Genomic DNA, 26,087 nt, shown 5'->3' with positions numbered 1-26,087 from the left:
GGCTTCGCCGATGCCCCGTTAATTAAAGTCCGAAATAATCAAGATCCGTCATTCAGTGCGGAAGTGTCCCGGCGGTGCCCCCCCTCAAGCTAGTCCCGTCGATCGCCGCCAAATCCATTCGGTGGTCAGTAACCCGATCAGCCCTAACCACAACCAAAACCGATTCCAAGCCGGTGTCGCATCGATTTTCGAAGGTCCATGATACTCTTCGCGCTCGCGCAGTAGCTCGGTCAATTGTTCAGGATTCTCAAGGACTTTCCCGCCCGAGACCGTTGCTAATCGTGACAAAAGTTCGTGGTTGGGGAGCGGGTTTTGCTGTTCGAAGGGATCACTCAGGATTTGAACGGCCAACGAAGTGCTGTCCACCTGGGTGCCGTGGCTGAACGCCATCCCGGTATCTTCGCCTTCATAAGCAGTCAACTCGATTCGCATTCCACTGTCTGCGGCGGCGACCGACTCGCTCAACATCAAGTCGACTTCGTAGATCTGCTCTTCGGGATTAACCCGCAAGGGGAGCTCTTCCCCCCAGGCAATGCGTGGACCGACTTCGCCACTTTCACGGACAACATTGTCCGGCCAAAGTACCGGTGAGTACAGCGACATGTCATCGAGGGATTCCGGCTCGAACATCGCCCAGACACGATACCCGGTCGTCCGGCGCGCCGCTTCGTCGTAAGACGTTGCCCGCACCTGCAGTCGTTGTCCGGGCCGATAAAACCGTTGATTACTGCTGACCACCAACCGGCGTCTCCCGGTCGACGATTCCTCCGTGGCCCAGTAGACCATGTTCCGCCAGAATTTGGCCGCCACACGCTCCGGTTGGTCACCCCAATTCTGTGCAAGTGCTTCTAAGAACGTCCCCGACAAGGACGCCGCAGACACGAGCACACGGCCACGTCCGGCGCGTTGCGAGATCATGACCGGCTTTCCATCGTCAGCCGATCGCGCCAAAACTTTAGCGTCAGGTTTCGCCACCACATCGTTGACGGAGACCGACAGACTCGGCAACGTTTTGAGGATTTGATCGTTCAACATCCGCTCCATCCGTAAACGCCAGATCGGATGTAACGGTTCGACAACATCCACGGCAGTGGTCAACGGATAATTGGCGGCAGACTCTTGCAATGTGATCGGCAATAGTGGCTCGATCGCCGTTTCTTCCCAGCCACGATGATCGAGAGCCCCCGCGCCGGTCACGATCAAACCGCCGCCACGGCCGTCGATCCACTGAGCCAACCATTGTTGTTGCTCTTCGTCTAGGACACTCGCGGTGACTTCGTTGAAGATGACGCAGTCATAGGCAAACAGTTCGGCGCGAGTTTTCGGAAACCCATTGGTCGACTGGGGCGTGCCATTGGTCGTGACCCGCCGTAGTGACTGTCCTCCCAGGCTTAACAATACCGTGCATTCAATATCTTCGTCGGCTTGTAGCGATGACTGAATGCTGGTTCCGTCGCTCCCTGCCGTATTTCCGAGTCCGCTAAAGAGCCCACCGAGAAACGACGTTTGCTGCTGCTGCTGCTGCTGCATCGCCTGCGGTCGATCGGTTTCGATGCTCAACACACGAACCTTGGTACGATCGATCTCGACATGCGTCTCAACACGATTGTTCTTCGTGCTCAGCTCACCTTCGATCGGATCAACGACCACAATGAGATCTTCCGGCCGATCATCGACCCGAAACGTCAAGGACGCGGATTGGGCACCGCCGGTAAGTGTGATCGGTAGCGATGCGATTTCGGCGAATTCATCTCCGACTTTCGTCGATTGCCGCAAGATACGAAGTGTCGTTTGCTGGCCCGGATAGCCGAAGCTGCGCAGGAAAACCTGCACCTCGTTCTCGGTGAATTTGCGAACGCGGGTCGGCACGACCAACGACACGATCGCGATATCTCCCGATCCGCCGACTTGACCGATTGGAACGACGTGAATCGGTGTTTCGGTCTTGGCAAAGATCTCGCCCAGGCGTTCGACCGATTCCGATGCGCGAACGCGACCGTCGGACAACAAGACAACGCCCGCGGCGGTTTGCCCACGAACTTGCGGTAACAACTGTCGCAGCGCATCGGCGAGTCGAGAATCGGAGGCATCCGGTTCTTTGATTTTCGTTTCGGCTTCACCGAATTCACCGGACGATACCAAACGCACGTCTTGCGTTTCTCCGGCCGAACGCCGTGGTTTTGACGGAAAACGAGACGCCTGGTCTCCGGATGAATCGAGAAACGGTTCTAGACGATGACCGAAACGAAAGGCCTGAACGTCACCGCTGTAGGCGGCATCCGCTTTTTCATGAGCGGCCCTCGTGAACTCGATCGCTTGTTGCCAGCGATCAAGTTCGCCGCCAAGCTGCATGCTTTGCGATCCATCAAACAGGTAGATTAATCTTGGCCGCGTCGTTTCCCCTGGTTGCTGATCGATGATGGTAGGGCCCATCAAGATCAACATAACAATTCCAACAGCGGCGACACGAAGCAGTAACAATCCCGTCCGCCCCTGGACGAGAGACTTCCCCCAAAAGACACGCAGCAAAAACCAAACCAAGATCGCCGCGGCTATCAAACCTAGCCATGCCCCACGCCGCAGCGGCGAATCCCAGCGGACGAACGTTTCGGCCAGTATCATCGCGTCAGCGAATCGCAAACCAACAATTTCCTGACAAGAAAGCATCTCAACGATCATCGTCCCACCCCCGTCGACGCCGCCTCTGTCATCTCGGTCGACCGGGATTGATCCGACGAAAGTGTTCGGAAGTAGCCATCCACGGCTCGGCGGTATTCCGAAGGAATCGGCGTGTCACGGTCGACCGCAATCTCCAGCAAGATGACCTGTTGAATACGGCGGCGTAATTCCTCGGCGACCACCTGCAATCGGCCTGAAGCGGTACCGGTCAAGGGAAGCGCCCCGCCGGACTGCGTTCCATTCAACAGACTTTCTATTCCTGAACTACGTTCATTTTCGAGCATCGGATCCTGATCCTCCTGAGCCGTCGATTGGCTCTGCGGATCGATTTCTTCCTCGCCCCCGCCCCCTTCGAGGATCTCCGCCAACTCACGTAGGCTTTCGTCACGAAGCTCCTGTGCGAGTTGACGCATCTGGGCTTCCATTTCCGCCTTCTCGCCAGCCGAACCGCCCGACCCATTTCTCATCTGGTTCGCCATTTGTGAGGCTTGGCCTTCCATCTGTCGCAGGCGGGCCAAACGCGGTGTCACCAGTTGCTGGTAAAGTCGGTCAAGTCGTTGCGCGGCATCGATGTAGTCTCGCGACCGTTCGTTCGCCGCGTCACTGATCGCCATTCGTCCCTCGGTCTCGCTGGCATCAATCTGCTCGATCGACTTCTTGGTTGCGGCAAGAAGATCGAGAAACTCTGTCTCCTCGGCAAAGTCACGGAGACGATCATTGACTTCACTCATTTCGATGTCACCGATTTCCGCTTGGCTTGAAAGGACTTCGTTAAGCGTTTCGGCTCGCGCATCGAGTCGTTGTCGCGACCGTTCGATTGCTTGTGAAGCCACCTCTTGTTCGTCCGAGTCAGTTTCCGGCTGTGTCCCGGTTGTCGCCGACTTCATCGTTTCGCCGGAGAGCTTTCGCTCTAACATCCCCATGCCCGCGGTCAAATCACGCAAGGAACTGATACGTGTGACCGGTTCGTCCGCCGACAGGGCTTCCAACTGCGCGCTCATTTCTTCCAAGAGATCGCTCGCGACTTGTCCGCCGGTGGCAAACGAATCCATTTCTTCTTGCCGTGTTTGATCAACGAGGGCATCGAGTGAGCCCATTGCCTCGTCCATTCGAGTCGCCAACAACGGCGACGTTTGCAAGCGAGATTCTAAATCGTCACGGACGGTCTCAAGACGTTCCAACAGTTCGATTTGGCGTTCGGTAATCATTTCGCGATCCGAAGTCTCCGATTGCTCGGGTTCGGTATCTTCGATGCCCGAACCAGACGGCCGCACTTGTGAGCTATCGGAACCGTTTTCGGCATCGGTGGAATCTGCATCGGTGGGATCTGCTTGATCACCCTCACTCGACTCCGGTGACTGGTCGGCGTCGCGGTCATCACTCGACTGCCCTTCCGCGTTCTCCGTTGCTTCGTCATCATCTCGCGGCGAAGCGTTGGAACCGGCATTCCCGTTGGTTGGATTGACAGACGCGTTCTTTGCTTTGCCGCCCGCCTGCGATGAACTTGCCATCTGTGAGGCGACTTGTGTCAGCCTTTGCTGGTCGCCCGCGATTTGCCGTAGTGTGTCAGCGATTTCGCGTTCGTTCTGAGGTCGTTGGCGACGTAGTTTTTGTTGCAACTGTCGAGCGAATCGGCTGAGCTGCCGCTGCTGTTGCGGTGACATGTTATTCATCAAGATGATCTCGAGCGTTTGCCGCGCCTCGACCAGCGACCGCAGTGCGTCTTGTTGCTGAGCGAACGCCAAATCGAGTTCACCGGCGGCCAGCGAATCGGCGGCCTGTAGCATCGACGATTCCGCCTGACTTAATGCTTCGACGTCATCGTTTCCACGCGACAAAAAGAACTCCGTCAGAAACCGAGTCAGGTCAGCCAACTCACTTTGATTCTTGACAAGACGATCGATTGTGCCGAGCTCTCGAGCCAAATCAACGCCTTCGCGCACGAGACGCCGAGTGCGATTGATGATGAAACGTTCGCGGCGGATAAGCTCATCAAGCTGAACCAGAACGCGGTTTTGCCCGTTGCCAAGGTTGGGCATCGGGTCGACTTCACGATAGAACTGCCTGAGCGGCCGGATGTCGATATAACGAACATCGGATTCTGTTCGGTGTGGTCCCCAAGGCCTGTTGTCAATCGCATAAGCGTAGTAGGCGATGTAGTCTCGCTCGGTGAGCTGGAAGGTCTCCAAAGGCAATAGCTCTGACAACTTGATGCGTGTCTTTACGGCGAGGGTGGAATCGTTTTCGTCTTCTTGTGCAATCCAATCGGTCAGCACGTACTCGTCGTCACCGCCGATTTGAAACGCTATTCCGGATTCGACCAAACCGTAGTCGTCAGAGACCTGGACCGACATCGGGACTTCGGCCAAGGTGTGAACCCGAATTTCGTCGGAGGGTTCATTCCAGCGAATCGCTGGCGCCGCATCGCGCCGAATCCCTAGCCGCCCTGAGATCGAGTCCATCGGCGTTCCGTCGAGCCCCGCGCCCGAAAACGTCCAGCGTGTCGTTGCCGATGTCGGTAACGCAAACGTCCAAATGCGAGGGTTGTCGCCTGGGATAAGTTCTACCGGCTGAAGCTTTGATTTTTTCGGTCCAACCAAAAGCTCGGTCGAGGCGAGGGGATGATTGAGTTTGATCGTGACATTGACTTCCGAGTTCTCCAGAACCGTCAGCTCATTGCGATCAAAGAGACGGGGCTGCAATCCGGTGTATGCTGGCGGGGTCACATCAACCGTTAGCGACTCGACTTCGATCAGTGGCTGGATCTCGATCCGAAAAATCTTGGTTGATTGCCCGGCCGCAATGAATTGATATTCGATCGGCACACTTGCCTCGCCCAGCAGCAGTGCAAACCGTTTTCGTCGAGGATCGGCCCCGGAATCTTTCGAAGGATCGTTGTCTTTCGAAAAATCGCCCTCGGGCAGTAGCTCTGATTCGATCCAATCGGACATAGATTCACGATGATGATCTGCGTTCTCTTCCGCGGACGCGATCGTTGAATCGGTGGGAAGAATTTCTCGGTAACGAATCACGACCTCGCGATCGGTACGGCCGACCAAATCTAACGAGACCGTCACGGGGGTACCTTCCAAGACTTTGACATCACCCGGGGTAACTTCCAAAATCGTGTAGGGGCGGTTGCTACCGAGGGCACGCGACAAAGCCAATCGCAGGTCGCCACCTGAGAAGAACAGCATCGCGACCAATGCCGCCATCGCTCCCAAGGCGACCAAGCCGCCTTGCAATAGACGCATCGGGACGATCCGATTGGGCATCGCCAAATCCCAACGCCCGAGCGTTTGATTGCCGAGCGCTCGTAACATCTCAAACGGTCCGGATACTTTTCCGTCGACGGTGTCGAGTACCGTACGAATCCGCTGGCCAAAGTCATCGAACGAGCGTTCCAAGATGCCCGCGAACGCGCGTTGCCGCGTTTGCCGCATGATCATTACCAATCGCCAGCCCGCGGCAACGGCGATGCAGACACATCCCGTTAGTAGAGACCGTTGTCGAATTTCGCGACTTAATTCCCAGCGAAAATCGATCGCCGCAATCACCGCAAGCCACAACAGTACCGCGGCCATCGCAAACCCAATCAATGCGATTAGCCGGACGGTCAAGTACCTTCGACGAAGGGCCGCGAATTGCCGCGCGACCTGATAAGCAACATCTGGAGCGTTCATGCGGTAGTCCGATTGGCGAGAAAGTATTCGGTCAACATCAATAAAGCAGCCAGCGCGGCCACCCACGGCCACAACTCACGCTTGTGTTCATCGCGGACGATTTTTGCGACTTCGCCAGAGTCCGATTCTGCAAGGGTAAACTTGAAGTGGGACGCAAACTGATCGACGGGGATCCGCGTCGTGTCGGACTCTTGTGCGGTGGCGTTGACGACATACAGAACCCCGCCGTCACCGCTCTCGAATCCGGGACGGTCAAACGTCAGCTGGCTCGACACCACCGACCGAGACGCGTCGGTACTGACACGAGTGATCTGTGGCGAACGCGCATCGGAGGCGATCAAATTGCGGTCATTTCCGATCGATCGAAAGCGAATTTTCCCCTCGCCCGTGAGATGCAATAGATCGGCCGCCATCTGATGGACCAATGGCAAATACAATGGGCTAGTTGTCCAAGGTCCCCAACTCGCATCGGCACTTGAGAGAAACCAAACCACGTTGCCGTTTCCGTATTTGTGTTGGGTCAAGGCGGGAAGCTGATCGTCGAAGGAAGCCAAGACGGATGTCAGTTCGGCGGGCTGCACTTCCAATATCCGGTTGAATGCCAGCCGTCCTAAGTCGCCCTGTTGTGGATCAGCAAATAACGTCAACATCGACGACGAACTATCAAACTGTCCGACGCGAAACGGCATCGCACCGCTGCTACGAACTTGCCCGATTTGGCCTGGCGTCAACGCGGACCCGTCCCAGATATCAGACGTCTGATCCTGCTGATCGGAATCCTCGCCGGCGAAAACCAGCAAGCGCCCCCCCGCTTCGACATATCGTTCCAATCGTCCGATCGAAACGCGAGGCAGCGATGCACTGTTTGCCACGACGACCAGCGGGTAGCGTGTCGGCCGAAGGTCCGGTAGCGAGTCTTCAAATAGGTACACCACCTCGGGTGAAAACCGTTGAGCCGCAGTCGGTGCGGCGTTCGCTTCCGACTCGGCCGAGATGGCGGCGGTTTTGGATTGTCGCAGTGCCGCCGAGACGTAGAAACTCTCTCCCATCACCGCTTCGTCTTGAGTACCGCCGTCGATTACTAAGACAGATTCCGGCTGTCCGACTTCGATTGCCGTGATCCGTCGATTGTCAATCGCCAAGTCGTCTTCGACATCAAGTTGAAACGTAAACTGCCACACTCCCGGTTGCAGGGTGCCAAAATCAAAGCTCAATTCCTGCGCTTGTTCGCCCGGAATATTGATTGACTTTTTCAAGCGGACCGTCCGCCCCCCCGATTCTGCGGTACCGGTCATCGGAATTTCTTCCATCGGCAACGTGCCATAATTGAACAGCGTTACGTTGATCACCGTGTCCTGATCCGGGGACGTTCGCGTTGACGTTGGCATCGCCGCTGTCACCGCCAGATTGCTCGCCGCGACGCGTCCGACATCGATCACTCGCACCGGGACATCGGCCGGCATAGCCAGCGTGGATGTTTCGACGAGGTCGGAGGCCATTCCCGCTTGCTGCAAATCCGAGATCAGCACGACATCGGCGATCGAATCGGGAAACGCATCGACCTGATCACGAGCCCAGCTCAAAGCGGTCAAAAAATCTGTCCCCCCGACGATCCCTCGAGGTGCCGAGACCCGCCCGGACTCCGTGTCGACCGGGTGGACTTCGGAATCGAACCATGCCCACAGGATCTTTGCGTCGGTCCCCAATTGACTTGCAACCTCATTTGCTTTGGCTACCGCGTCATCGATCAGTCGTCCGTTCTTCCCGGGCATTCCCATGCTGGCAGACTGATCGACCAAGATAACCCGCAATCGGTCTCCATCACGCCGAACAAATTCCGGCAAATAGGGCCGCGCGAACAACATCACCAGGGCGGCAACACATGCCAAGCGGGTCAATAGCAATAGCCAACGTCGGATCTTGCGACGCTGGGCACCGTCCTGCATCACTTCCTGCAGGAACCGCATCGTGCCCAGTTCGACGCGACGGACTTGATACCGGCTCAGCAAATGCACCAGCACTGGGATTGCGAGTGCTACCCCGCCGATCAAGAATCCGGTTTGAATGAAATTCATCAGTTCGATCTTTGCACGAGGTATTCCACAAGTGCTCCGGTCGGCGGAACATCCGTCGTCAACTCAATTCGATCGACACCTTGCAACAGGCAAGCATCGTCGAGCCGCTCACACCATTGATTGATTTTGTTCAGATAATCGTTGCGAACGCTTTCCATATTGGTCGTCAGTTCAGACGAACTCTCCAGGTCCAACACGCGGTACCGACCACCTTCGGCGAGGTGCCGCTCGAATGGATCGAGTAGATGAAATACGATCACCTCGTGCCCACGATGCCGCAGTTGTTGCAGGCCTTTGGTGAATCCATCGATGTCGCCGTCGACTAAGTCACTGAGGATGACCACGATCCCGCGATGCTTCGCCAACGCCGCGGCTTGTTCGAGCGACTTCGCGAGTGCGGTCGTGTTCGACTCACGGGGTTCGGCGAGCAGTGCGAGACAGTCTTCCCAGCGTCCCGGTTTGGCCGACGGGTCCATGTATCGGTGGACGCCGTCATCGAACAGGCCCAACCCGACGGCGTCCCGTTGTTTAAGTGCCAGCGAAGCGAACGCCGCGGCCAACGTCGCCGCGTAATCGTGTTTCGACATCGCCCCGTCGATTTTGCACTGCATCGAACGACTCGCGTCGACGAACAAGTACAAATTGAGATTTGTTTCCGCGTCAAACTCTTTGACATACAGCTTTCGCTGCCGCGCGAACAACTTCCAGTTGACGTGCCGTAAATCATCACCGGGACCGTAGCGACGATGCGAAGAAAACTCGACGCTGTAGCCGATAAACGGACTGCGGTGCAGGCCTTGGAGAAAACCTTCGACGACGCCGCGGGCGCGCAATTCGATCGAACTCAGTCGGGCAAGCTCATCCGGCTTAAGCCACCGGGGGCGACCGTCAGATCCGGAAGCACGCTCACCCGGCAAAGGCTTACGACGGCCTTCGGACCTTTTGCGTTCACGGGTGGAAGGCTTTGCGATCACGCGACCTCCTCCTTCACTTCACGCAGCAGCGCATCGATCACATCGTCGGAATCGACATTATCCGCTCGCCCATGAAAGTTCAGCACCAGTCGGTGTCGCAACACCGGATGGGCGAGCGCCGCGATGTCGGCAAAGTCCACGTGATAGCGACCTTCCAAAATGGCCCGCGCTTTGCCGGCCAGGACCAACGCTTGCCCCGCCCGGGGACTCGCACCGTAGGTCACATACTTACGAACCATTTCGATGTCTTGCGATGGCTCCTGATCTCCGGGGCGGCTCGCGCCGCGTTCCCCGATCGACGGCCGAGTTGCGGCGACCAACCGGGCCGCATACATCACGACATCATCAGAAACCGGCACGCCGCGAACGATCGACTGTAGCTGCAACAAGTCATCCGATGTGAGCACCGCAGTCGGCTCGACCGAGTCCGTTCCGGTCGTTCCACGAATGATCGCCGCTTCTTCTTCGACGGTGGGATAGCGAACCCGGATATTGAACATGAACCGATCGACTTGTGCTTCCGGCAGTGGGTAGGTGCCTTCCATTTCGATCGGGTTTTGCGTCGCGACAACAAAGAAGGGCGGATCGAGAGTGTAGGTCGTGTTGCCCACCGAGACTTCATGTTCCTGCATCGCTTGCAGTAGGGCGGCTTGTGTCTTCGGTGGCGTTCGGTTGACTTCATCGGCCAACAGAAAATTGGTAAAGATCGGACCGGGAACAAATTTCAACCGGTGCCCGCCTCCGCCTTCCTGTTCTTCGATCACATCGGTACCGGTGATGTCCGAAGGCATCAGGTCCGGCGTGAACTGGACTCGTTTAAATTTCAGGTCGAGGGTCGACGAGAGCGTTCGTGCCATCAACGTCTTGCCAAGCCCAGGGACGCCATGCAGCAATACGTGGCCACGGCAAAGCAAACCCAATAGCAGCAAGTCGACGACATCTTGCTGGCCGACGATGACCTTGCCAACCTCGGCTCGCAATCGTTCGCGTGATTGCCTTAACTTGTCCACTTGGTCTAGCAGTTGGCCGTTGTTGGACGGCGATTCGGTGGACGATCCGTTCGGGTCGGTGGTGGTACTCATCCGTCTAACTTACTCGCTAACGAAGCTTCGTTCTTGTCAATAAGGTTGTCGCGGTCATGGTCGAGCTGGTGGAATGTTTCTCGGCTTCCCAAGAATTCATCCCAAGTCAAATCGCCATCACCATTTCGATCCATACGCTGAAACCAGATCGGCCCCACCGGTGGCGCCAAGAACGCTTCCGGGGAATCGATGGTCGGTCGATCGACACGGCCGAACAAACTCGTTCCGCCGCGTTTAATCTCGATCCGATAAGATGCCATCATGCTTTTCGGATCGATCTGGGCTTGATCCGTCGGTGTAACGCGAATCAAGTTTTGCTCGCACGCGCGAAGTTCACGGATAGAGATCCGGCCATCGGCGTTCTCATCGAGTACTTGGAAGAAGCCATTGCCGCTATCCATTAACGTCACTTGGCAGGTCGTCGATGCAGGTTCTGTATACTCGCGAACGTATTGCATCATTTCATCGGCAAAGACCCGATCGTCTTTGTCACGATCCATCGCGTCGAACAAATAACGCTCGAATCGTTGGTGTTCGGCTATTTCATCACGGTCAAGGTATCCGTTGGCATCCAAGTCGATTTGGTTGAAGGCATTGGACGCATTGACTTCCGCTTCGGCAACTGGATCACGATACCGATAGCTGATTGATAGGTTGAACAATTCGTTCCGGATGCGGATCACATCGTTTTGGATGCTGATGTCACCTTTGAGCGAACGATTCGCTTCGGAATGCTCGACTATTTTCAATGCCCCCGATGACGACTGGGCGACGTCAACGGCGAACGTCAAATCAGGTTCACCGGCGGAAATCGTTGCCAATTCTCGGAGGCTCAATCGGCCATCGGAATTCTGGTCAAACGCTTTGCCCCGCGCTTCGGTCCAGCCGAGTTCATCGAATGACAATTGACGATCACCATCTTCGTCGTACGTTCGCAGTAGCCGAGCGGGTAAGACAGGTTCGCTCGCGTTGCGAAGCATCTCCGCGTGCACCGAACCGGGAGGCTCATCGGTGATCGTATTAACGACCACGCCGGCCATCGCCGGGGCGGCCTGATCAAGAAATTCGTCAAACGTGACGCACTGGTCAAAGTCCAGATCGCGATCGGCAATCCTTGCGGCGGCCAACCGCATCTCCGCCCGATCGATCATTCCCGACCCGTCTTGATCGAGAACATTGAAGACGCTCATGTCTTGTTCGGCCAAGGCATTGTTTTGCCGGTAGGTGACCAACTGCCCGGCGGCGCGATCAACGGCTAGCTCAAGTTCACGCTTCGAAAATGGCCGTCTGCTACGGAGCGACCGCAAAAATTGGTTTCCTTGGAATCGCGTGCTTGTGACGAACAACGGATGATCCCCTGCCTCGTCTCGGCTGACTTTGCCGTCACCATCTTGATCAAGAATGGTGCTTAGCTGTTCCAAATAGCTTTGACGTGTTCCTTCGAGGGACTGGCCACCGTTGGTGATCATCAAACGAAGGTGGATCGGTCCGCCCGGCATCAGCATGAGCATGTCATGGGTGCCGTACCGGTAAGGGTCGTCGTCGGTGGGTTCGGCTAAGATCTGACCGGCGGAGTTCTCGCGACGATCGGCAGCCGTATCGGCCGCGGCGACGCCTGAGAAAACGAAACCGCAGAAGACGCCCACGCACGCAGCGGCCAACAACCCTGCGCAACATCGAGACGTCAGCAATGCCGACATCGAATTGGCGAACCGAGGCGCCACCGGCGCCAATTTCGTTAAGGCCAAACCGGTGTCATCGGATCGAAGTGAGCGACCGGCGATCGATCTCATCCGAGCAACTCCTCAACTGGCGTACCGCCTTCATCAACGAGCGGGATCGGGCGATCCCCATTCATGTTGCTGTCCCACGAATCGATCCCCAAACCTTGCAACATTGTGGCAAATAAATCGTTCGCATGCACAGGATTGTCGATCACTTCCATCCCATCCTTGCTCGTCTTTCCGTAGGACTGACCTCCGGCGATGGCGCCGCCGGCAAGCGCGACGCTCCAAGCATCGGGGAAGTGGTCGCGCCCAGAATTGGGATTGATCCTAGGGGTACGCCCGAATTCACCCATCCACACGACCATGGTGGAATCGAGCATCTTGCGTTGACGCAGATCGTCGATCAGTGTCGACCAAGCCGGATCAAGCACCTCGCACATCGAACGGACCACGTTGAAGTTATCAAGGTGCGAATCCCAAGTGGACCCGGCTGTTTGATCGAGTGTGACTTCGACAAACGGAACCCCACGCTCGACCAGCCGCCGCGCCAGCAAGCACCCCTGCCCGAAACGATTGCGACCATAAGCGTCACGAAGTTCCGGTTTTTCTTCGTCGAGTTCGAAAGCACCTTCGCCGCGTGATTCGATCATCCGCATCGCTTGGTCATAAACCGAAGCATGCTTGACCGCCGAAGTCGACGTCGAAGGAGCTCCCTGACGCATCATCGATAGCAACGCCTGGCGTTCGGCGAGCACACTCGTGTCGCCACCGGCGATGTCCATATTCTCGATCGTTAGGTTTGCCCGTGTATTCGGATCATTGCTCGCACCGGACACCAGCAACGGCGAATGATCCGGTCCCAAAAAACCGGCACCCAAATTGCCACGCTGAAACGGTGCGATTGAGACGAACCCGGGAAGTGGATGGTCGTCCATTTTTAATCGATGCGAAACCATCGAACCAAACACGGGATAGTCAGTCATCCCGCCCATCGGTCGATAACCGGTCAACATCAACTGAGTCGCCCGGCCGTGATCCCCTTCGCGTGTCTTCATCGAACGAATGATCGCGACATCCTTCATCTGCTTTGCCAACCCGGGCAGGTTCTCACTGACCTCGATACCCGGCACCGCGGTTGAAATCGCCCTGGTAGGACCACCGTTGCCGTGGCCTGGCTTTGGCGAAAGGGTCTCCATCTGACTGGGACCACCGCTCATCCACAACAGGATGCACGCCTTAGGCGGACGCTTACCTCCGGCGGCCTTTGCCAACCGTGGTAGCCACGGTGAACAACATATCCCGCCGAACGATGCCGCCGCTATACGAACTAAATCGCGACGAGAAAATCGATCAAATGTTCGCGTTACCGACATAGCACAAACTCCGGACTGTTCAGCAGGGCCCAAAGAATCTCCCCGAATGCCTTACGACGACTTTCGGGATTGGTCTTTTTGTCTAAATATTCCGCCAAAGTTTCCTTTTCTTCCGCGGTCGGCTGGCGAGTGAGCACGGCGAGGTAAAGCGTCTCAATGCGCTTTGGTTCGTCGAAAAATGGCGAGTCGATCACCGCTCGCAATAGCCGACTGCGTTCTAAGTCAATCGCTTCACTGGTGATACGGCCGTTCATCATCATCAACGCTTGCGGGATCCCCGAAGCGTAATCCTCTGGGGATTCCCCGATCGCCTCCCCCAATCGGTTCACCATCTGATCGCGAGTGCCTGTCCATCGCGGCGCGTTCGGGTCGATTCGACTGATGGGCAAATGCAGCGATTGCTCCAATGAATCGAACACCTGTTCGGGACTGATCACCTTGAGCTCACGCTGAAATGCGTCGACACTCTGCGAGGGCTCCATTGTTTTCGCCGCATACCAAGACGACTTACAAATCCCGGCGACCAGCTTGTGAACATCGAAACCGTCGGCGGCAAACTGCTTCCCAAAGTCGTCCAGAAAGGACCGCTCCTGCTCGGTGGCAAGATCCAAGTTCTCGACATCGGCATACAAGCCACGCCCGACCAGCATTTGCCAAAAGCGATTCACCGCCGTTGCCGAAAAATTAGGATTCTCGGCCGCTGTAAGCCAACGGGCTAAACGCACCTTGGGAGTTCGCCCGGGATCATCGATCGCTTCAGATTGCCATAGAAACTTGGCACTGTACGTGTCACCCTCGTAAACGATCTTCCCGCCTCCAACACCACGCGACGCGTCGGGGTTTTGATTGAAGTTTTGGAGATCACCATAGAATGCCGCGAGCCCCCAGAAGTCCTCTTGCTTCCAATCGGTAAACGGGTGATCGTGGCACTGGGCACAGTCGATCCGCACCCCCAACATCACCCGAGACAAGTTGCCGGCATAGTTTTCCGGAGTCGCGCCGAGCAACTGATAATACCCACCGGCGTCTGCGGCCGATTGGACCCGAACAAGATCCGCCATGATCTCGTCGTACGGACGGTTGCTCGAAAACGCATCGCGCAACCAAACCTCAAGGTTGCCGACCGGCCCCGTCGCGGCGGTCCCCGGCGGAACCAAAACTTGCCGCCATTGCCGCGCCAAATTAATCGCCAACAAGCGGAGATAAGTTTCGCGCCGCGGACCTTCGCCAAAGACCAACTCGTCGACCAACATCTCTCGACGCCGATCCCCCAACTCACGGTAGTCACGAATTTCCGCGACGCTTGGAACTCGCCCCACTAAATCCAAATAGACACGGCGGGCGAAGGTCAAGTCATCACATTTTTCAGGCGGGTCGCCCCAAGCCGTTCTGCCGCGGACATCGATCCAGCTTGCCAGATCGTCACCACGGGAATCCGTCTCCGATAGAATGACCGCTTTCGCATCGTCGCCAGACCCCGGTGCGTCAACGGCCTGGGCCCGAACGTTTCTATCCGGCCCGGCAACAATGAATGCGACCGATACACTTGCAATCAATGCCAATGCTCGAACCGTGGACTTGCCCATCGCTCTCTCTCGTTTGCGACCGAAGGTGCAACGGCGGGGCTTTCCCCGCCACGACAAAAACCAATTTAGACATCTAGTCTATAAGTGTCAAGCGAATTCGCGAAGACGCGTGGGAACTTTACAAAAACACAAAAGGACGACAGCCGAGCATCGGCAAGCACCGGCGATGACTGCGCCGCGATTGCCGGAGACCGAGTTCTTGTCCGTGTGATGAGTTCGTCTGTAAACAGAAGCCCCCGTACCGAGGTTCGGCAAAGCGGCGGACGACACAATCGTTGATCGACGCATTGCCCGAAGATCAAAGCTTGGTGGCAACGCAAGCGCCATCGTCGCGTTCCTGTCCACGTCTCGTTACCGTGCTTGATTCACGCACCTGACGCCGCACAGGTTTGATCACTGGCCGGATGAGACGCACAAACGGATCATTTGACATCTCAATCTTCCCCTACGCGACGGACGCCGCCGCCTGTCCCCTGAAAAGTTGAAATTCAACTAAACTTTGCAATCATGGGAGACATACATATTACCAGTACGATCGGGCTGTTGCTGGCCGGTTGCTTGGCGGCGGGCGTATTTGCCGATCTTGTGCACCTGCCAAAGGTAACCGCTTACCTGCTAGTTGGGCTCTTGGTCGGCCCATCTGCGCTCGACTTGGTTCCGACCGACCACGTGACGGTCGTCGAACCATTGCTCAAGCTCGCGATGGCGTTGGTGCTGTTCAACCTTGGCTGCGAATTTACGTTTTCAAAAGTTCGCCGGGTCGCAAAGCACTGTTTAATGATCTCAGCGGGAGAGATACTGCTGACCCTGGTACTCGTTTCGCTCGGGCTATTTTTATTCGGTTGCGACAGCAAGATGGCTCTCTTGCTCGGATGCCTCGGAGTCGCAACCGCGCCTGCGACGACAATTCTGGTACTTAAAGAATTCCGCTCTGAAGGCCCGGTGACCGAAAGCACGGGGTTCTTGGTCGCGCTCAATAACTTTGCCTGCATCGTACTCTTTGAGTTTGCGTTCTTGGCGATCGAGTATTCTCAGGGCAAGATCGAAACATCGCTTGGCGGCGAATTACTAAGCGTGCTTTCGAATGTCCTCGGATCGATCATCTTGGGCATTGCCGCGGGTCTATTCGTTAGTTACGGCTGTGGCTTTTTAAACATGAAGCGATGGTTGGTCCTGCTGGTTGCGGCGATCACGTTTCTGCTTGGGATCGACGAATCGTTTGAAGTCCCCTACATGCTTTCGTTCTTGATGATGGGCGTGACGGTCGCCAACACATCGGATTACAAACAGAAAATTGTCGATGAATTAGACCACCTCTCTGGATTGCTGGCGGTCTTGTTTTTCGTTGCTCACGGGACCGAACTGGATCTGGGCGCGTTCTTGACGGCGGGCAAGCTTGGGGCGGTCTACATCGTTTGTCGGATGCTCGGCAAATGGCTTGGTGTCTATGCGACGGCCAAGGCTACGCGACAACCACGTGAACTTAGGCAATGGGGCGGTGCGTGTCTGTTCGCTCAAGCTGGAGCGGCGATCGCGTTGGCGACCATCGCGGTGCATCGTGATGAGTCTCTTGGAAAACCGATTCAGGACATCATCCTCGGTTCGGTGGTCCTGTTCGAAATTATCGGACCGTTGTTTATTCGCAAGTCATTGCTTCAAACCGGTGAAGTCCCTCTTGCCCAAGCGATCCACCACACAAGCCGCACGCCGGTCGAACAACTGCGCAATCTGGTTGACCGATTTCGATCGGCCCTACGCCGTAGCGACCCCACACCGTCAGCGATCGGGAAGGTCAAGGTTAGCGATTTACTTCGCAAGACCAAAGGCATTCACCAATCGGCAGACTTTGACCAAGTTGTCGACCACATCGAACACAGTCACGACAACACTTACCCGGTCGTCGATGATTCAATGAGTGTTGTGGGGGTGATTCGGTATCCGCTACTAAGTGACGTTCTGTTTGACCATAGCGCCGCAAAACTGGTGCGGGCCGAAGATTTGGTTAGCGACCTGCAATCGTGTCTGCACTTGGACGACCCTGCGACGAAGGCTTTCGAATTGTTCCAAGGGGAAACGGACGACTGCATCCCCGTGGTTGACCGCAACAGCCCCCATTCACTCGTAGGCGTGGTACGTCGTAGCGACGTCATGCACGCCCTGATCACCAGTCGACGCAAGAAGCCAAAGTCCGGCAAAAAGTTTCGGCGTCGTGGCTAGCGATTCGATCGCCCTGTCTCCCGTGGATTCCCACGAACGTGAGTGATGGCGCGGCATTGGCCACGATCCGAACGCACCAGCCGATCAAAGAGGGAAACCCCTCGAATGATCTTCGTGTAGTTGCAAGGGATTCTCGTCATTCCCGCAACCCGGCGCGCAATAGCGTCCCATATCTACACAGTGGACAGTTGCCCCTGCCCAATACAGACCATCGGAATGATGGTTGGTGTTGCGACACCTGACGAATCTCTGGACCTGCACCTTGGTGCGTAGACTGGTTGGAAATCCTTGATCGATGCCCCATTCGAGTGCTCTAACGAAAACGACGAACTGGTTTGATCGATGTCGATTGTACGGTGGATGGATCTCGATTACCGCTTGGGCGACTAGCTTAAGTATCGTGACATCTGCCTTGATGGTCGCCCACTGGATTACGCTTCCCAAGCCAGAACCGGGGAGTTCGATTTCACCTTCACTGCTGGCCCATGTCTCTTCCGATGATCGTCGACTTCGGGTAGTCCATGTGAACTACTTGGAATGCCCATGCTCCCGACGGGTTGTACGGCATCTTATTCGACGCGAACCTTTACCCGATGCCATCGAAAAATTGCTCTTGGTAGGCGAGGACCAAGAACTCCAAGTGTTGGCACGAAGTCAAGGCTACGCCGTCGAATCGGTCACCCGCGAAGAACTTCAGTCTCGCTTCGGTCTCCAGTCGAGCCCGTTGATGATGGTCTTCGATTCTGAATCGAACCTGATTTACTCCGGTGGCTATACCTCGCGCAAGCAAGGCCCCGCATTTCAAGATGAAACGATCATCAAGGCATTGATCGACGGCGAGAGTGTCGAATCCCTTCCGGTCTTCGGATGCGCAGTTTCTAAAGACTTGCAACAGTTGGTTGATCCACTGCAGTTGAAATACCAATCGAACTAATTAATCCCCATGTTTGCATCGGCACTCCGCTACATCGTCCTGCCCCAGTCGGTCTCTGATTTCGAGCAGTCATATCTCGCTAAGATGAATCGGATCTTTACGATCGTCTTTGCGCTGCATCTCCCTGTCTTTGTCGCGATCGCGTACTTCAACGACACCGGTCCCATCGAGGCTGCTTTATTGACCGGTGCGGTTGTCATCGGTCCGGTGATCGCACGTCTGACCATGAGGTCCAAACGAGCGATTTCGGTGGTGATTGGCGTCGCCTCAATGTTTATGGGAGGCGTGCTCGTCCATCTCGGCCAAGGACCGGTACAGATCGAGATGCACTTTTACTTTTTTGTATTGCTCGCATTGCTAGCCGTTTTCGCGAATCCAATGGTAATCGTTGCCGCGGCAGTGACGGCGGCACTCCATCACCTGTTGCTTTGGTTTTTGCTGCCCGCGAGCGTCTTTAACTACGACGCGCCAATTTGGGTGGTCGGCGTACACGCGGCGTTTGTGGTGCTGGAATCCGTTGCGGCAATCTTTATCGCGCGTAGTTTTTTCGACAACGTCATCGGCCTGGAAAAGATCGTGGCGTTGCGAACAAGTGAGCTGGAATCGCGTCATCGTGACATGCGTATGATTCTTAACTCGGTTGATCAAGGATTTATGACAATCAACCGTCAAGGGGTTATCCAGGACGAGCGTTCGTCAGCGGTCGAAATGATGTTTGGTCCGATCAAGCACGGCGACACGATCGCGGATGTCATCGCCCGCTATGACGTCAAGGCGGCCGAATGGCTACAGTTTGGTCTCGACGAAGTTTTCGAAGGAATCATGCCCGTCGAAGTGACGTTGGACCAACTGCCCGACCACATTGTCATCCAGGGACAAACGTTCGCGCTGAAATACCACCCGGTCGAAGACTGCGACTTATCTCATTTGACAATCGTTGTCTCAGATATCACGGCGGAAGTTGAACGCAAAAAACTGGAAGCTGACAGCCGCGAAATGATCCGGATGCTCGAGGGGATTACCAAAGATCGAACTGGCTTCTTGGAATTCTTCCATGAAGCATCAGAGTTGATCGACTCCCTGCGTTGTGACGAGCGGGAAGAGCTTGAGTCCGTCAAGCGACAGGTTCATACGCTAAAGGGAAACGCCGCGATATTCGGGTTGGACCGTTTGGCCGATGTATGCCACGCGGTCGAAACAGCGATCGCAGAAGAAGACGGCATTCCCGAAGGAACGGTATGGACGGAACTTTTCAGTTGCTGGGCCCACGTCCGCGGGAACCTCCGCCGACTGATCAGCGACACCGATCACGAATTTCGCGTCACCGATTCCCAATATAAACAACTACTTTTAGGACTGCTCAATCGCGAACCGATGGAGTCGCTCGCACCTCTGGTCGCGGCCTGGAAACTAGAACCGACAGAGTCGAGATTGCAACGGGTTTCGCACCAAGCCAAACGAATTGCGACACAAATGGGGAAAGAAGCGATCGTGGTTTCGATTCGTTCAGGAAACCTTCGAACCGAGGCGAGTCATTGGAGTCCGTTCTGGTCATCCTTGATTCACGCGGTTCGCAATGCCGTCGACCACGGGATTGAATCGATCGAGGACCGACGACTGGAAGGGAAACCAGACTGCGGAAAACTGACACTGTCCACCGATGTCCAGGATGACCGCTTTATCGTCACGGTCGCTGACGACGGACGCGGGATCAATTGGAATCACGTCGCTTCGCTGGCTGCCGAGAGAGGACTGCCGCATGAAACCGAACAAGACCTTACCAATGCATTATTTGCGAACGGACTGAGCACTGCCGAGTCGGTCAGTTTGGTCAGTGGACGGGGGATCGGACTAGGAGCACTTCGACAAGCCACGGAAAAACTGGGGGGAACGATCAAAATCGAAAGCCGCCTCGGACGAGGCACTCAATACCGTTTCGAGTTTCCAATCGATGTCATGGCCCCGGACACCTATCGGCTTCTGACATCGTACGGGATCGATGCCGACTTATCTGCGATAACCTCTTGACTATCGATGCTTGAAATAGAACAAACTCAAACACTCGCTTCACAACAAGAATCTCTGAAACGGTTTGCGACGGAGATTATCGGTGACGAGTTTCATTCCTCTCTCGTCGAATTGTTCCGGTTTTACTCCAGCTCCAACGTCATCACGACGGCCGAAGGCTGCGACGCATCGGCGGACTTGTTGTGTCGAGACTGCTGTGACCTGAATTCAGCTCGCGAAATGGTCACGTCGTCGATTGGCATCTGTGGTAGCGATTTCCGATGCTCGATCGGCTTGCTCGCACACGTCGAAACGGTTTCTTCGCTTTGCCAAGGAATGCCGGAAAACCCGACCGATTGGATTGGTGAGTTAACCAATCAGTTAGCGGGGCGTTTTAAGAACAATCTTTCGGAATACCAAATCCACTGCCAAATGGGACTTCCCGTGTCCGTACGCGGCTTGCAACTTGGATTCATGACGGGATTTCAAGGCCAGACGATTCAGATGGTTGATTTGAAAGAAGGTCCCGTCGTCGTGTTGCTGCACGTCAATATCGAACCTGATGTTCAGTGGGAATACCACCCAGAACTTGAATCGGCCGATGAGGGAAGTCTGCATCTTTTCTAGACTTCGCGTTGCTCAGAATAAGCCAGAGTTAGACGTTACACATTTTCCCTACCACCCATTCCAGACGCCATGAGTACAAACGTCCTAGTTGTTGATGATTCGGCGACCGTTCGCCAACAAGTGTGCGCCGCACTCTCTCAAGCCGGACTTGATGTTAGCGAGGCCGTCGACGGCGTCGATGGTGTCGCCAAAATCAAATCGGGCGACGTGGACTGCGTCGTCTGTGATGTCAACATGCCGAACAAGAACGGCATCGAGATGGTGGCCGAGGTAAAGAAAGACGTTAAGTATGCCGGCCTACCGATCATCATGCTGACCACCGAAGGTGCGAAGGATCTGATCGCGAAAGCGAAGGCAGCCGGCGCCTGCGGATGGATCGTCAAACCATTTAAAGCCGACATGTTGGTCGCGGCAGTGAAAAAGCTGACGAACACCAACTGAGCTCCATCGTGTCAAAAGCAAGGTCTCGCAAGTTGCCCCCGATAAACGATCGATTCGCTTGCCTCGATACGAAATTCGAACAAGGTAGAACATGTTCGGTTTCCAAAAACTAACCGCAACCTTTGGGCAAGTCGCCTTCTGTCGTAAAGTCACGTCGCGTATCGTCAAAGATATGCAAAAGATGCGTACGACGACCGAAGAAGCTGCGCTGAAAATCGGGGAACTCGTCATCGCAATCGTCGAAACGGCGACCTCTGGTAACGATGAGCTGCGTTCTTCGCTGGCTCGCTTTGTTCGGGCCGACCAATCCGATGAAGCTGACAAGGGAACTTCAAGCGACGGATCTACCGAACCGCAGCGTCGCACGATCTCCGAAGCGATCGAACATCAATCAGAGATGATCGAAGCGCTTGTCACCCGCGTCGAGGATTGTTTCTCTAAACAGCTTGAGTTGGTCAGGATGGCGAACAAAACATCGCGACGAATTCATGATGCCGCGAAACAAACCGCGCACCTGATGAAAAAAAGCCAGGTCTTGGCGTTTAACGTTCAAATCGAAGCGAGTCGGCTTGGGGGCGAACACGGTCGTGCGTTCGCCGTCCTTGGCGAGGAGATGAAGTCGTTCAGCGAGTGTGTCGAAGAGGCCAACCAAACGATCGCCGAATCGGTAGCCGAATTCGTTGAAGGGATGCCGAAACTGGAAAATGAAACCGTCGCGATCGCCGAATCCCTCTCTGAGTTTTCCGAAGAGTTCCGCGCAGAAATGACTGACGTGAGACAAGAGACTCAGTCAATCTCGACGCTGCTGAGTCGCGTTTTGGAGACAACCGAATCACGAAACAACGAAATCTTGCAGGCGTCGCGTGACACACTTTCCTACCTCCAGTTCCAAGATCCTGTCGCACAAGGCTTGCAACGCGCCGAACACGACATCGAAAAGCTGCTGGCTTTATTTGAAAAACGGGAAGTGACCGACACCTGCCTGGCCGACGTCAGCGAGGAAGTCGGCAACGACGGCCAAGAGGAAGAGCACGTCGAAGCCGGCGAAGTAATTCTATTCTGATCGGTCGATCAAGCGATCCGCCAGTTGGCGAACACAATCCATGGCCGACTAAGTCGACGGCTGATCAAGAACGAACGAGTTTTCCGTCGAGCAGTTCGTGTCGCTGATCCATCGCTGCGGCGAGTGTTTCGCTGTGGGTCACGCAAATCAGAATCGCATTGTTGTCACGCTGGAGTGATTGCAGGACCTCGGTGACGGCTTCGGCAGTACGCCGATCCAGGTTACCCGTCGGCTCGTCCGCCAAGATCAATGAAGGACTCATCAGCAGTGCCCTTGCGATGGCAACTCGTTCTCGCTCCCCGCCGGATAACATTCCCGGCAAGTGCCCCACTCGATCGGATAACCCAACCGCTTGCAGTAACTCCTTCGCCCTTTCGATCAGTGGGGCATTGGCGCGTCCACCGGCCAAAGTCGGAATCAGGACGTTCTCCATCACCGACAGGTGCGGCAACAAATGATGGTCTTGAAAGATAAAGCCGACTTTTTGGTTTCGCCAATGGGCAACTTGTTGCTGGTCGAGCAGAAAAGGGTCTTCGCCATCGACTTTGACCGTTCCACCGTCGGGGCGATCGAGTGTCCCTAAGATTTGCAGCAGCGTGCTTTTCCCGCTTCCACTGGGGCCGACGATGGCAAGTGATTGCCCCCCGGAAACCTCCATGCAAATGTCTCGTAAAACATGGAGCGGTTCTCCGGCGGCGGGGAACGATTTTTGTAAGTGTTCGACTAGCAGACGCGTCATGAGCCGTCGTGGGATAGGGGTTGCGTGTGACGCTCAGCTTATCCGAATCGCGAATTGAAATCGACTACTTAGGGTACATCGCTCTTGGTACATCGCCCTTGGATGAACGATTCGGCAGGCATGTGAACATCATCGGGACGCATTGATCTCCCATTGTTGTGCCGGGTATTGCCGTAAATCTGTGCTTTCTTGACGAGGAACTGCCGGAGATTGTGACGGCGAATAGGGCAGATCGGTAAACTTTCCCCTTCTCAGTTTACGAACCTGCCAGCGACGACAAAGATCCCACATGAAATCGACGGACATTCGAATCACCGACGTTCGCCTTGACTATGAGCACTACGACTACCGAACGGTGATGAAGTTTGGTGGCGTTCCCGTCGACAAGGCAACGATATTGAACGTGCATTTGGACGTTGTCTCGCGTGAAGGTCATCCGGGACGCGGGTTCGGATCGATGCCACTGTCAAATATTTGGGCGTTTCCGTCGAAACAACTTTCGTATGATCAAACCCTTGGTGCGATGACGAAATTGGCCGAACGTTTCGAGTCGATCGTCAAGGAATTCTCCGATTTCGGCCATCCGGTCGACTTAGGTGTCCGGCTGGAACACCAGTTCGTCGCAGCGGCTACGGCACTGTCGACAGAGCTAGCACTCGCCGAACCAATCCCTAAGCTGGCCGCGCTCGTAACCGGCAGTCCCTTCGATGCTGCGATTCATGACGCATTCGGAAAACTGCATGGGCTGAGTTGCTACAAGACATATGGTCCAGATTGGATGAGTCACGATGTGAGCCACTACCTTGGCGACGGCTATCAAGGTGATTGGATCAGTGACTTTGTCAGCGAGACACCGAAACCAACGATGCCGCTTTACCATCTTGTCGGGGCACTCGATCCACTGGACGATGGCGAACTCGACCAGCCGACCGGGGATGGTTTACCAGACACATTGCCTCAATGGATTGGCCACAATGGTTTGACCCATATGAAAATTAAACTGAACGGCGATGACGTTCAGTGGGATCTTGAACGTGTGATCAAAGTCGACCGCATCGCGGCGGAATGCCAAGTAAAACGCGGCGTCGAGCAATGGTTTTATTCACTTGATTTCAACGAACGCTGTCCCAACGTGGAGTATTTGATCGAAGTCCTCGAGCGAATCAAAGAAAAGTCGCCCGCCGGTTTCGACCGAATCCAATACGTTGAACAGCCGACCGCCCGGGATTTGAAAGCCCATCCGGACAACAAAATGCATCGGGCCGCTGAACTAAAGCCAGTGGTCATTGATGAGTCGTTGACCGACTTGGAAACGCTGCTGTTGGCCCATGAAATGGGATACACCGGGGCCGCGTTAAAGGCATGCAAGGGACAATCCCAGTCACTGTTGATGGCGGTCGCAATAAAGAAACTAAACATGTTTTTATGCGTTCAAGATTTGACGTGTCCCGGGGCATCGTTAATTCATTCCGCCGGTTTGGCCGCCCACATCCCAGGGGTCGCCGCGATCGAGTCAAATTCACGGCAATATTGCCCGGTCGCCAACCATGGTTGGGACAGTCGTTTTCCTGGGATCTTTGACGTGAAAAATGGATCGATGAAAACGGCTTGTCTTGATGGCCCAGGCTTGGGGGCGGTCGAGTGAACGCCGAATCGATGTCAACGCCACGACGCGGCATTCTTCGTCGGATCGGACCGGGACTTGTCACCGCGTGTGTGGTTATCGGACCGGGAAGCATTCTGACCAGTTCACAAGTCGGCGCCCGAGCCGGGTACGACAATTTGTGGGTCGTCGTCGTTTCAGTCTTCCTGATGGCCGCTTATGTCACGATGGGCATGCGACTCGGCGCGGTAACTGATGTTTCGATTACCGAACTGATTCGTCGACATCTGCATCCCGCGCTCGCGCTGTTCATCGGTTTTGGCGTCTGCTTTATCGCAACGGCATTTCAGTTTGGGAACAACCTTGGGGCGCAGGCGGCGCTGTCGACTTACATCGAGACTGATTATTGGCCGCTCGTGCTCAACGCGATCGTCCTGGCCGTCCTATTCGGGTTCGGCAACCTCTATCCGGTACTTGAGCGATTGATGACAGGCTTTGTCGCGGTCATGTTAATCGCATTCGCCATTAACCTAGTGTTCGCCAGGCCAGACTTCACCCGAATCGTCCAGGGACTGATCCCCGTCAAAGGAGTCGAACTGGAGTTGCCACTGCTGGGACTTGTCGGAACCACATTCGTAATCAGTGCGGCCCTGTATCAGTCCTACCTTTCTCGTTTCAAGGGTTGGAAAGCCGAAGACCTTCCCGATGGTCAAATCGATGCTTGGGTATCGGCAGGGATCATGTGTTTGATCACGCTGATGATCATGACGACCGCTGCTTCGGTATTACAAGGACATGAATTGGTCAGCGTTGCTGATGTCGCCAATCAACTTGAACCGATGTTTGGCGAGAAAGGGCGAATCATCTTTTGTGTTGGAATGTTTGCTGCGGCGTTTTCATCGTTCATCGTCAATTCGATGATCGGCGGTTTTGTGCTTTCCGATGCACTACGATTGGGAGACCACCCCGATCAGAAAACACCGAAGCTGATGACGGCAGGAGTACTACTGATCGGAATGGGCGTCGCCATGTATGTCATCGCAACTGGTACCAAGCCGCTACCCGCGATCATCGCCGCGCAGGCACTCACCGTCGTTGCATCGCCTGTCATTGCGGGCACGATGCTTTGGCTTTGTAACCAACAGGACGTGATGGGGAGCCACCGAAACGGATGGGGGCTCAACGTGACCGGCGGAATCGGGTTCCTGATTCTTCTTGCAATGTCGATCTACACGCTGACCGAAAAAGTACTCCCCGCCGTGACGGGCTAACGTTTC

The 26,087-nt window shown here is 55.4% G+C and carries 17 protein-coding genes; 8 read left to right on the top strand and 9 right to left on the bottom strand.

Going from position 1 to position 26,087, the window contains the following annotated elements; genetic code table 11:
- Window positions 1–84: 84 nt before the first annotated feature.
- From FYC48_RS19055 to FYC48_RS19015, 8 genes are read right to left on the bottom strand one after another with little or no spacing between them, the layout of a single operon-like run.
- Window positions 85–2,667, bottom strand: a complete 2,583-nt coding sequence (locus FYC48_RS19055) for a glutamine amidotransferase (RefSeq protein ID WP_160149623.1) — start codon at window positions 2,665–2,667, stop codon at window positions 85–87.
- A gap of 8 nt (window positions 2,668–2,675) precedes the next feature.
- Complete coding sequence (locus FYC48_RS19050; protein WP_149498382.1) at window positions 2,676–6,362, bottom strand: coiled-coil domain-containing protein; 3,687 nt, start codon at window positions 6,360–6,362, stop codon at window positions 2,676–2,678.
- Complete coding sequence (locus FYC48_RS19045) at window positions 6,359–8,437, bottom strand: BatA domain-containing protein (RefSeq protein WP_160149622.1); 2,079 nt, start codon at window positions 8,435–8,437, stop codon at window positions 6,359–6,361. The genes FYC48_RS19050 and FYC48_RS19045 overlap by 4 nt, the downstream gene beginning before the upstream one ends.
- Window positions 8,437–9,411 carry a DUF58 domain-containing protein gene (locus FYC48_RS19035; protein ID WP_149498380.1) on the bottom strand — a complete coding sequence of 325 codons (975 nt, stop codon included), beginning with the start codon at window positions 9,409–9,411 and terminating at the stop codon, window positions 8,437–8,439. Before FYC48_RS19035 ends, FYC48_RS19045 begins: the two co-directional genes overlap by 1 nt.
- Window positions 9,408–10,493: an AAA family ATPase gene (locus FYC48_RS19030; protein ID WP_149498379.1), complete on the bottom strand. Its 1,086-nt coding sequence runs from the start codon at window positions 10,491–10,493 to the stop codon at window positions 9,408–9,410. The genes FYC48_RS19035 and FYC48_RS19030 overlap by 4 nt, the downstream gene beginning before the upstream one ends.
- The gene (locus tag FYC48_RS19025) at window positions 10,490–12,286 is read right to left on the bottom strand and encodes a hypothetical protein (RefSeq protein WP_149498378.1); all 1,797 of its coding nucleotides are present in this window, start codon (window positions 12,284–12,286) and stop codon (window positions 10,490–10,492) included. The genes FYC48_RS19030 and FYC48_RS19025 overlap by 4 nt, the downstream gene beginning before the upstream one ends.
- Window positions 12,283–13,593, bottom strand: coding sequence for a DUF1501 domain-containing protein (locus FYC48_RS19020; RefSeq protein WP_149498377.1), 1,311 nt, complete (start codon window positions 13,591–13,593; stop codon window positions 12,283–12,285). The genes FYC48_RS19025 and FYC48_RS19020 overlap by 4 nt, the downstream gene beginning before the upstream one ends.
- Window positions 13,584–15,179, bottom strand: coding sequence for a DUF1549 domain-containing protein (locus FYC48_RS19015; RefSeq protein WP_149498376.1), 1,596 nt, complete (start codon window positions 15,177–15,179; stop codon window positions 13,584–13,586). Before FYC48_RS19015 ends, FYC48_RS19020 begins: the two co-directional genes overlap by 10 nt.
- 507 nt (window positions 15,180–15,686) lie before the next feature.
- Between FYC48_RS19015 and FYC48_RS19010 the strand changes: the two genes are divergently transcribed.
- The 6 genes from FYC48_RS19010 to FYC48_RS18985 all read left to right on the top strand — a co-directional run bounded on the left by FYC48_RS19010 (window position 15,687) and on the right by FYC48_RS18985 (window position 22,468).
- Window positions 15,687–17,396, top strand: coding sequence for a cation:proton antiporter domain-containing protein (locus tag FYC48_RS19010; protein ID WP_149498375.1), 1,710 nt, complete (start codon window positions 15,687–15,689; stop codon window positions 17,394–17,396).
- A 400-nt stretch (window positions 17,397–17,796) separates the two neighbouring features.
- Complete coding sequence (locus FYC48_RS19005) at window positions 17,797–18,330, top strand: hypothetical protein (protein ID WP_160149621.1); 534 nt, start codon at window positions 17,797–17,799, stop codon at window positions 18,328–18,330.
- A gap of 9 nt (window positions 18,331–18,339) precedes the next feature.
- On the top strand, window positions 18,340–20,358 hold the full coding sequence (locus tag FYC48_RS19000; RefSeq protein WP_149498373.1) for an ATP-binding protein: 2,019 nt from the start codon (window positions 18,340–18,342) through the stop codon (window positions 20,356–20,358).
- Window positions 20,359–20,364: 6 nt separating this feature from the next.
- Window positions 20,365–20,964: a chemotaxis protein CheX gene (locus FYC48_RS18995; protein WP_149498372.1), complete on the top strand. Its 600-nt coding sequence runs from the start codon at window positions 20,365–20,367 to the stop codon at window positions 20,962–20,964.
- A gap of 69 nt (window positions 20,965–21,033) precedes the next feature.
- A complete protein-coding gene (locus FYC48_RS18990; RefSeq protein WP_230776223.1) occupies window positions 21,034–21,405 on the top strand; it encodes a response regulator in 372 nt (123 codons plus the stop codon).
- Between the two features lie 181 nt (window positions 21,406–21,586).
- The gene (locus tag FYC48_RS18985; RefSeq protein WP_149498370.1) at window positions 21,587–22,468 is read left to right on the top strand and encodes a methyl-accepting chemotaxis protein; all 882 of its coding nucleotides are present in this window, start codon (window positions 21,587–21,589) and stop codon (window positions 22,466–22,468) included.
- A gap of 64 nt (window positions 22,469–22,532) precedes the next feature.
- On the opposite strand, the gene FYC48_RS18980 is transcribed toward FYC48_RS18985, so the two are convergent.
- The gene (locus tag FYC48_RS18980) at window positions 22,533–23,207 is read right to left on the bottom strand and encodes an ABC transporter ATP-binding protein (RefSeq protein ID WP_149498369.1); all 675 of its coding nucleotides are present in this window, start codon (window positions 23,205–23,207) and stop codon (window positions 22,533–22,535) included.
- A gap of 289 nt (window positions 23,208–23,496) precedes the next feature.
- Between FYC48_RS18980 and FYC48_RS18975 the strand changes: the two genes are divergently transcribed.
- Both FYC48_RS18975 and FYC48_RS18970 read left to right on the top strand, forming a co-directional pair.
- A complete protein-coding gene (locus FYC48_RS18975) occupies window positions 23,497–24,852 on the top strand; it encodes an enolase C-terminal domain-like protein (protein WP_149498368.1) in 1,356 nt (451 codons plus the stop codon).
- 11 nt (window positions 24,853–24,863) lie between these two features.
- Window positions 24,864–26,081: an Nramp family divalent metal transporter gene (locus FYC48_RS18970; RefSeq protein ID WP_149498367.1), complete on the top strand. Its 1,218-nt coding sequence runs from the start codon at window positions 24,864–24,866 to the stop codon at window positions 26,079–26,081.
- Window positions 26,082–26,087 lie beyond the last annotated feature (6 nt).

This window comes from Roseiconus lacunae (assembly GCF_008312935.1).
GTDB classification, from domain to species: Bacteria; Planctomycetota; Planctomycetia; order Pirellulales; family Pirellulaceae; genus Stieleria; species Stieleria lacunae.
Note: the sequence above shows the minus strand (reverse complement) of the source record. Positions and strands in the feature narration are given on the sequence as shown.

Bases quoted from the DNA above. Each gene is read 5' to 3' on its own strand.
- FYC48_RS19055 (WP_160149623.1), bottom strand. From the start codon at position 2,667: ATGCTTTCTTGTCAGGAAATTGTTGGTTTGCGATTCGCTGACGCGATG.
- FYC48_RS19050 (WP_149498382.1), bottom strand. From the start codon at position 6,362: ATGAACGCTCCAGATGTTGCTTATCAGGTCGCGCGGCAATTCGCGGCC.
- FYC48_RS19045 (WP_160149622.1), bottom strand. From the start codon at position 8,437: ATGAATTTCATTCAAACCGGATTCTTGATCGGCGGGGTAGCACTCGCA.
- FYC48_RS19030 (WP_149498379.1), bottom strand. From the start codon at position 10,493: ATGAGTACCACCACCGACCCGAACGGATCGTCCACCGAATCGCCGTCC.
- FYC48_RS19025 (WP_149498378.1), bottom strand. From the start codon at position 12,286: ATGAGATCGATCGCCGGTCGCTCACTTCGATCCGATGACACCGGTTTG.
- FYC48_RS19020 (WP_149498377.1), bottom strand. From the start codon at position 13,593: ATGTCGGTAACGCGAACATTTGATCGATTTTCTCGTCGCGATTTAGTT.
- FYC48_RS19015 (WP_149498376.1), bottom strand. From the start codon at position 15,179: ATGGGCAAGTCCACGGTTCGAGCATTGGCATTGATTGCAAGTGTATCG.
- FYC48_RS19010 (WP_149498375.1), top strand. From the start codon at position 15,687: ATGGGAGACATACATATTACCAGTACGATCGGGCTGTTGCTGGCCGGT.
- FYC48_RS19000 (WP_149498373.1), top strand. From the start codon at position 18,340: ATGTTTGCATCGGCACTCCGCTACATCGTCCTGCCCCAGTCGGTCTCT.
- FYC48_RS18995 (WP_149498372.1), top strand. From the start codon at position 20,365: ATGCTTGAAATAGAACAAACTCAAACACTCGCTTCACAACAAGAATCT.
- FYC48_RS18990 (WP_230776223.1), top strand. From the start codon at position 21,034: ATGAGTACAAACGTCCTAGTTGTTGATGATTCGGCGACCGTTCGCCAA.
- FYC48_RS18985 (WP_149498370.1), top strand. From the start codon at position 21,587: ATGCGTACGACGACCGAAGAAGCTGCGCTGAAAATCGGGGAACTCGTC.
- FYC48_RS18980 (WP_149498369.1), bottom strand. From the start codon at position 23,207: ATGACGCGTCTGCTAGTCGAACACTTACAAAAATCGTTCCCCGCCGCC.
- FYC48_RS18975 (WP_149498368.1), top strand. From the start codon at position 23,497: ATGAAATCGACGGACATTCGAATCACCGACGTTCGCCTTGACTATGAG.
- FYC48_RS18970 (WP_149498367.1), top strand. From the start codon at position 24,864: ATGTCAACGCCACGACGCGGCATTCTTCGTCGGATCGGACCGGGACTT.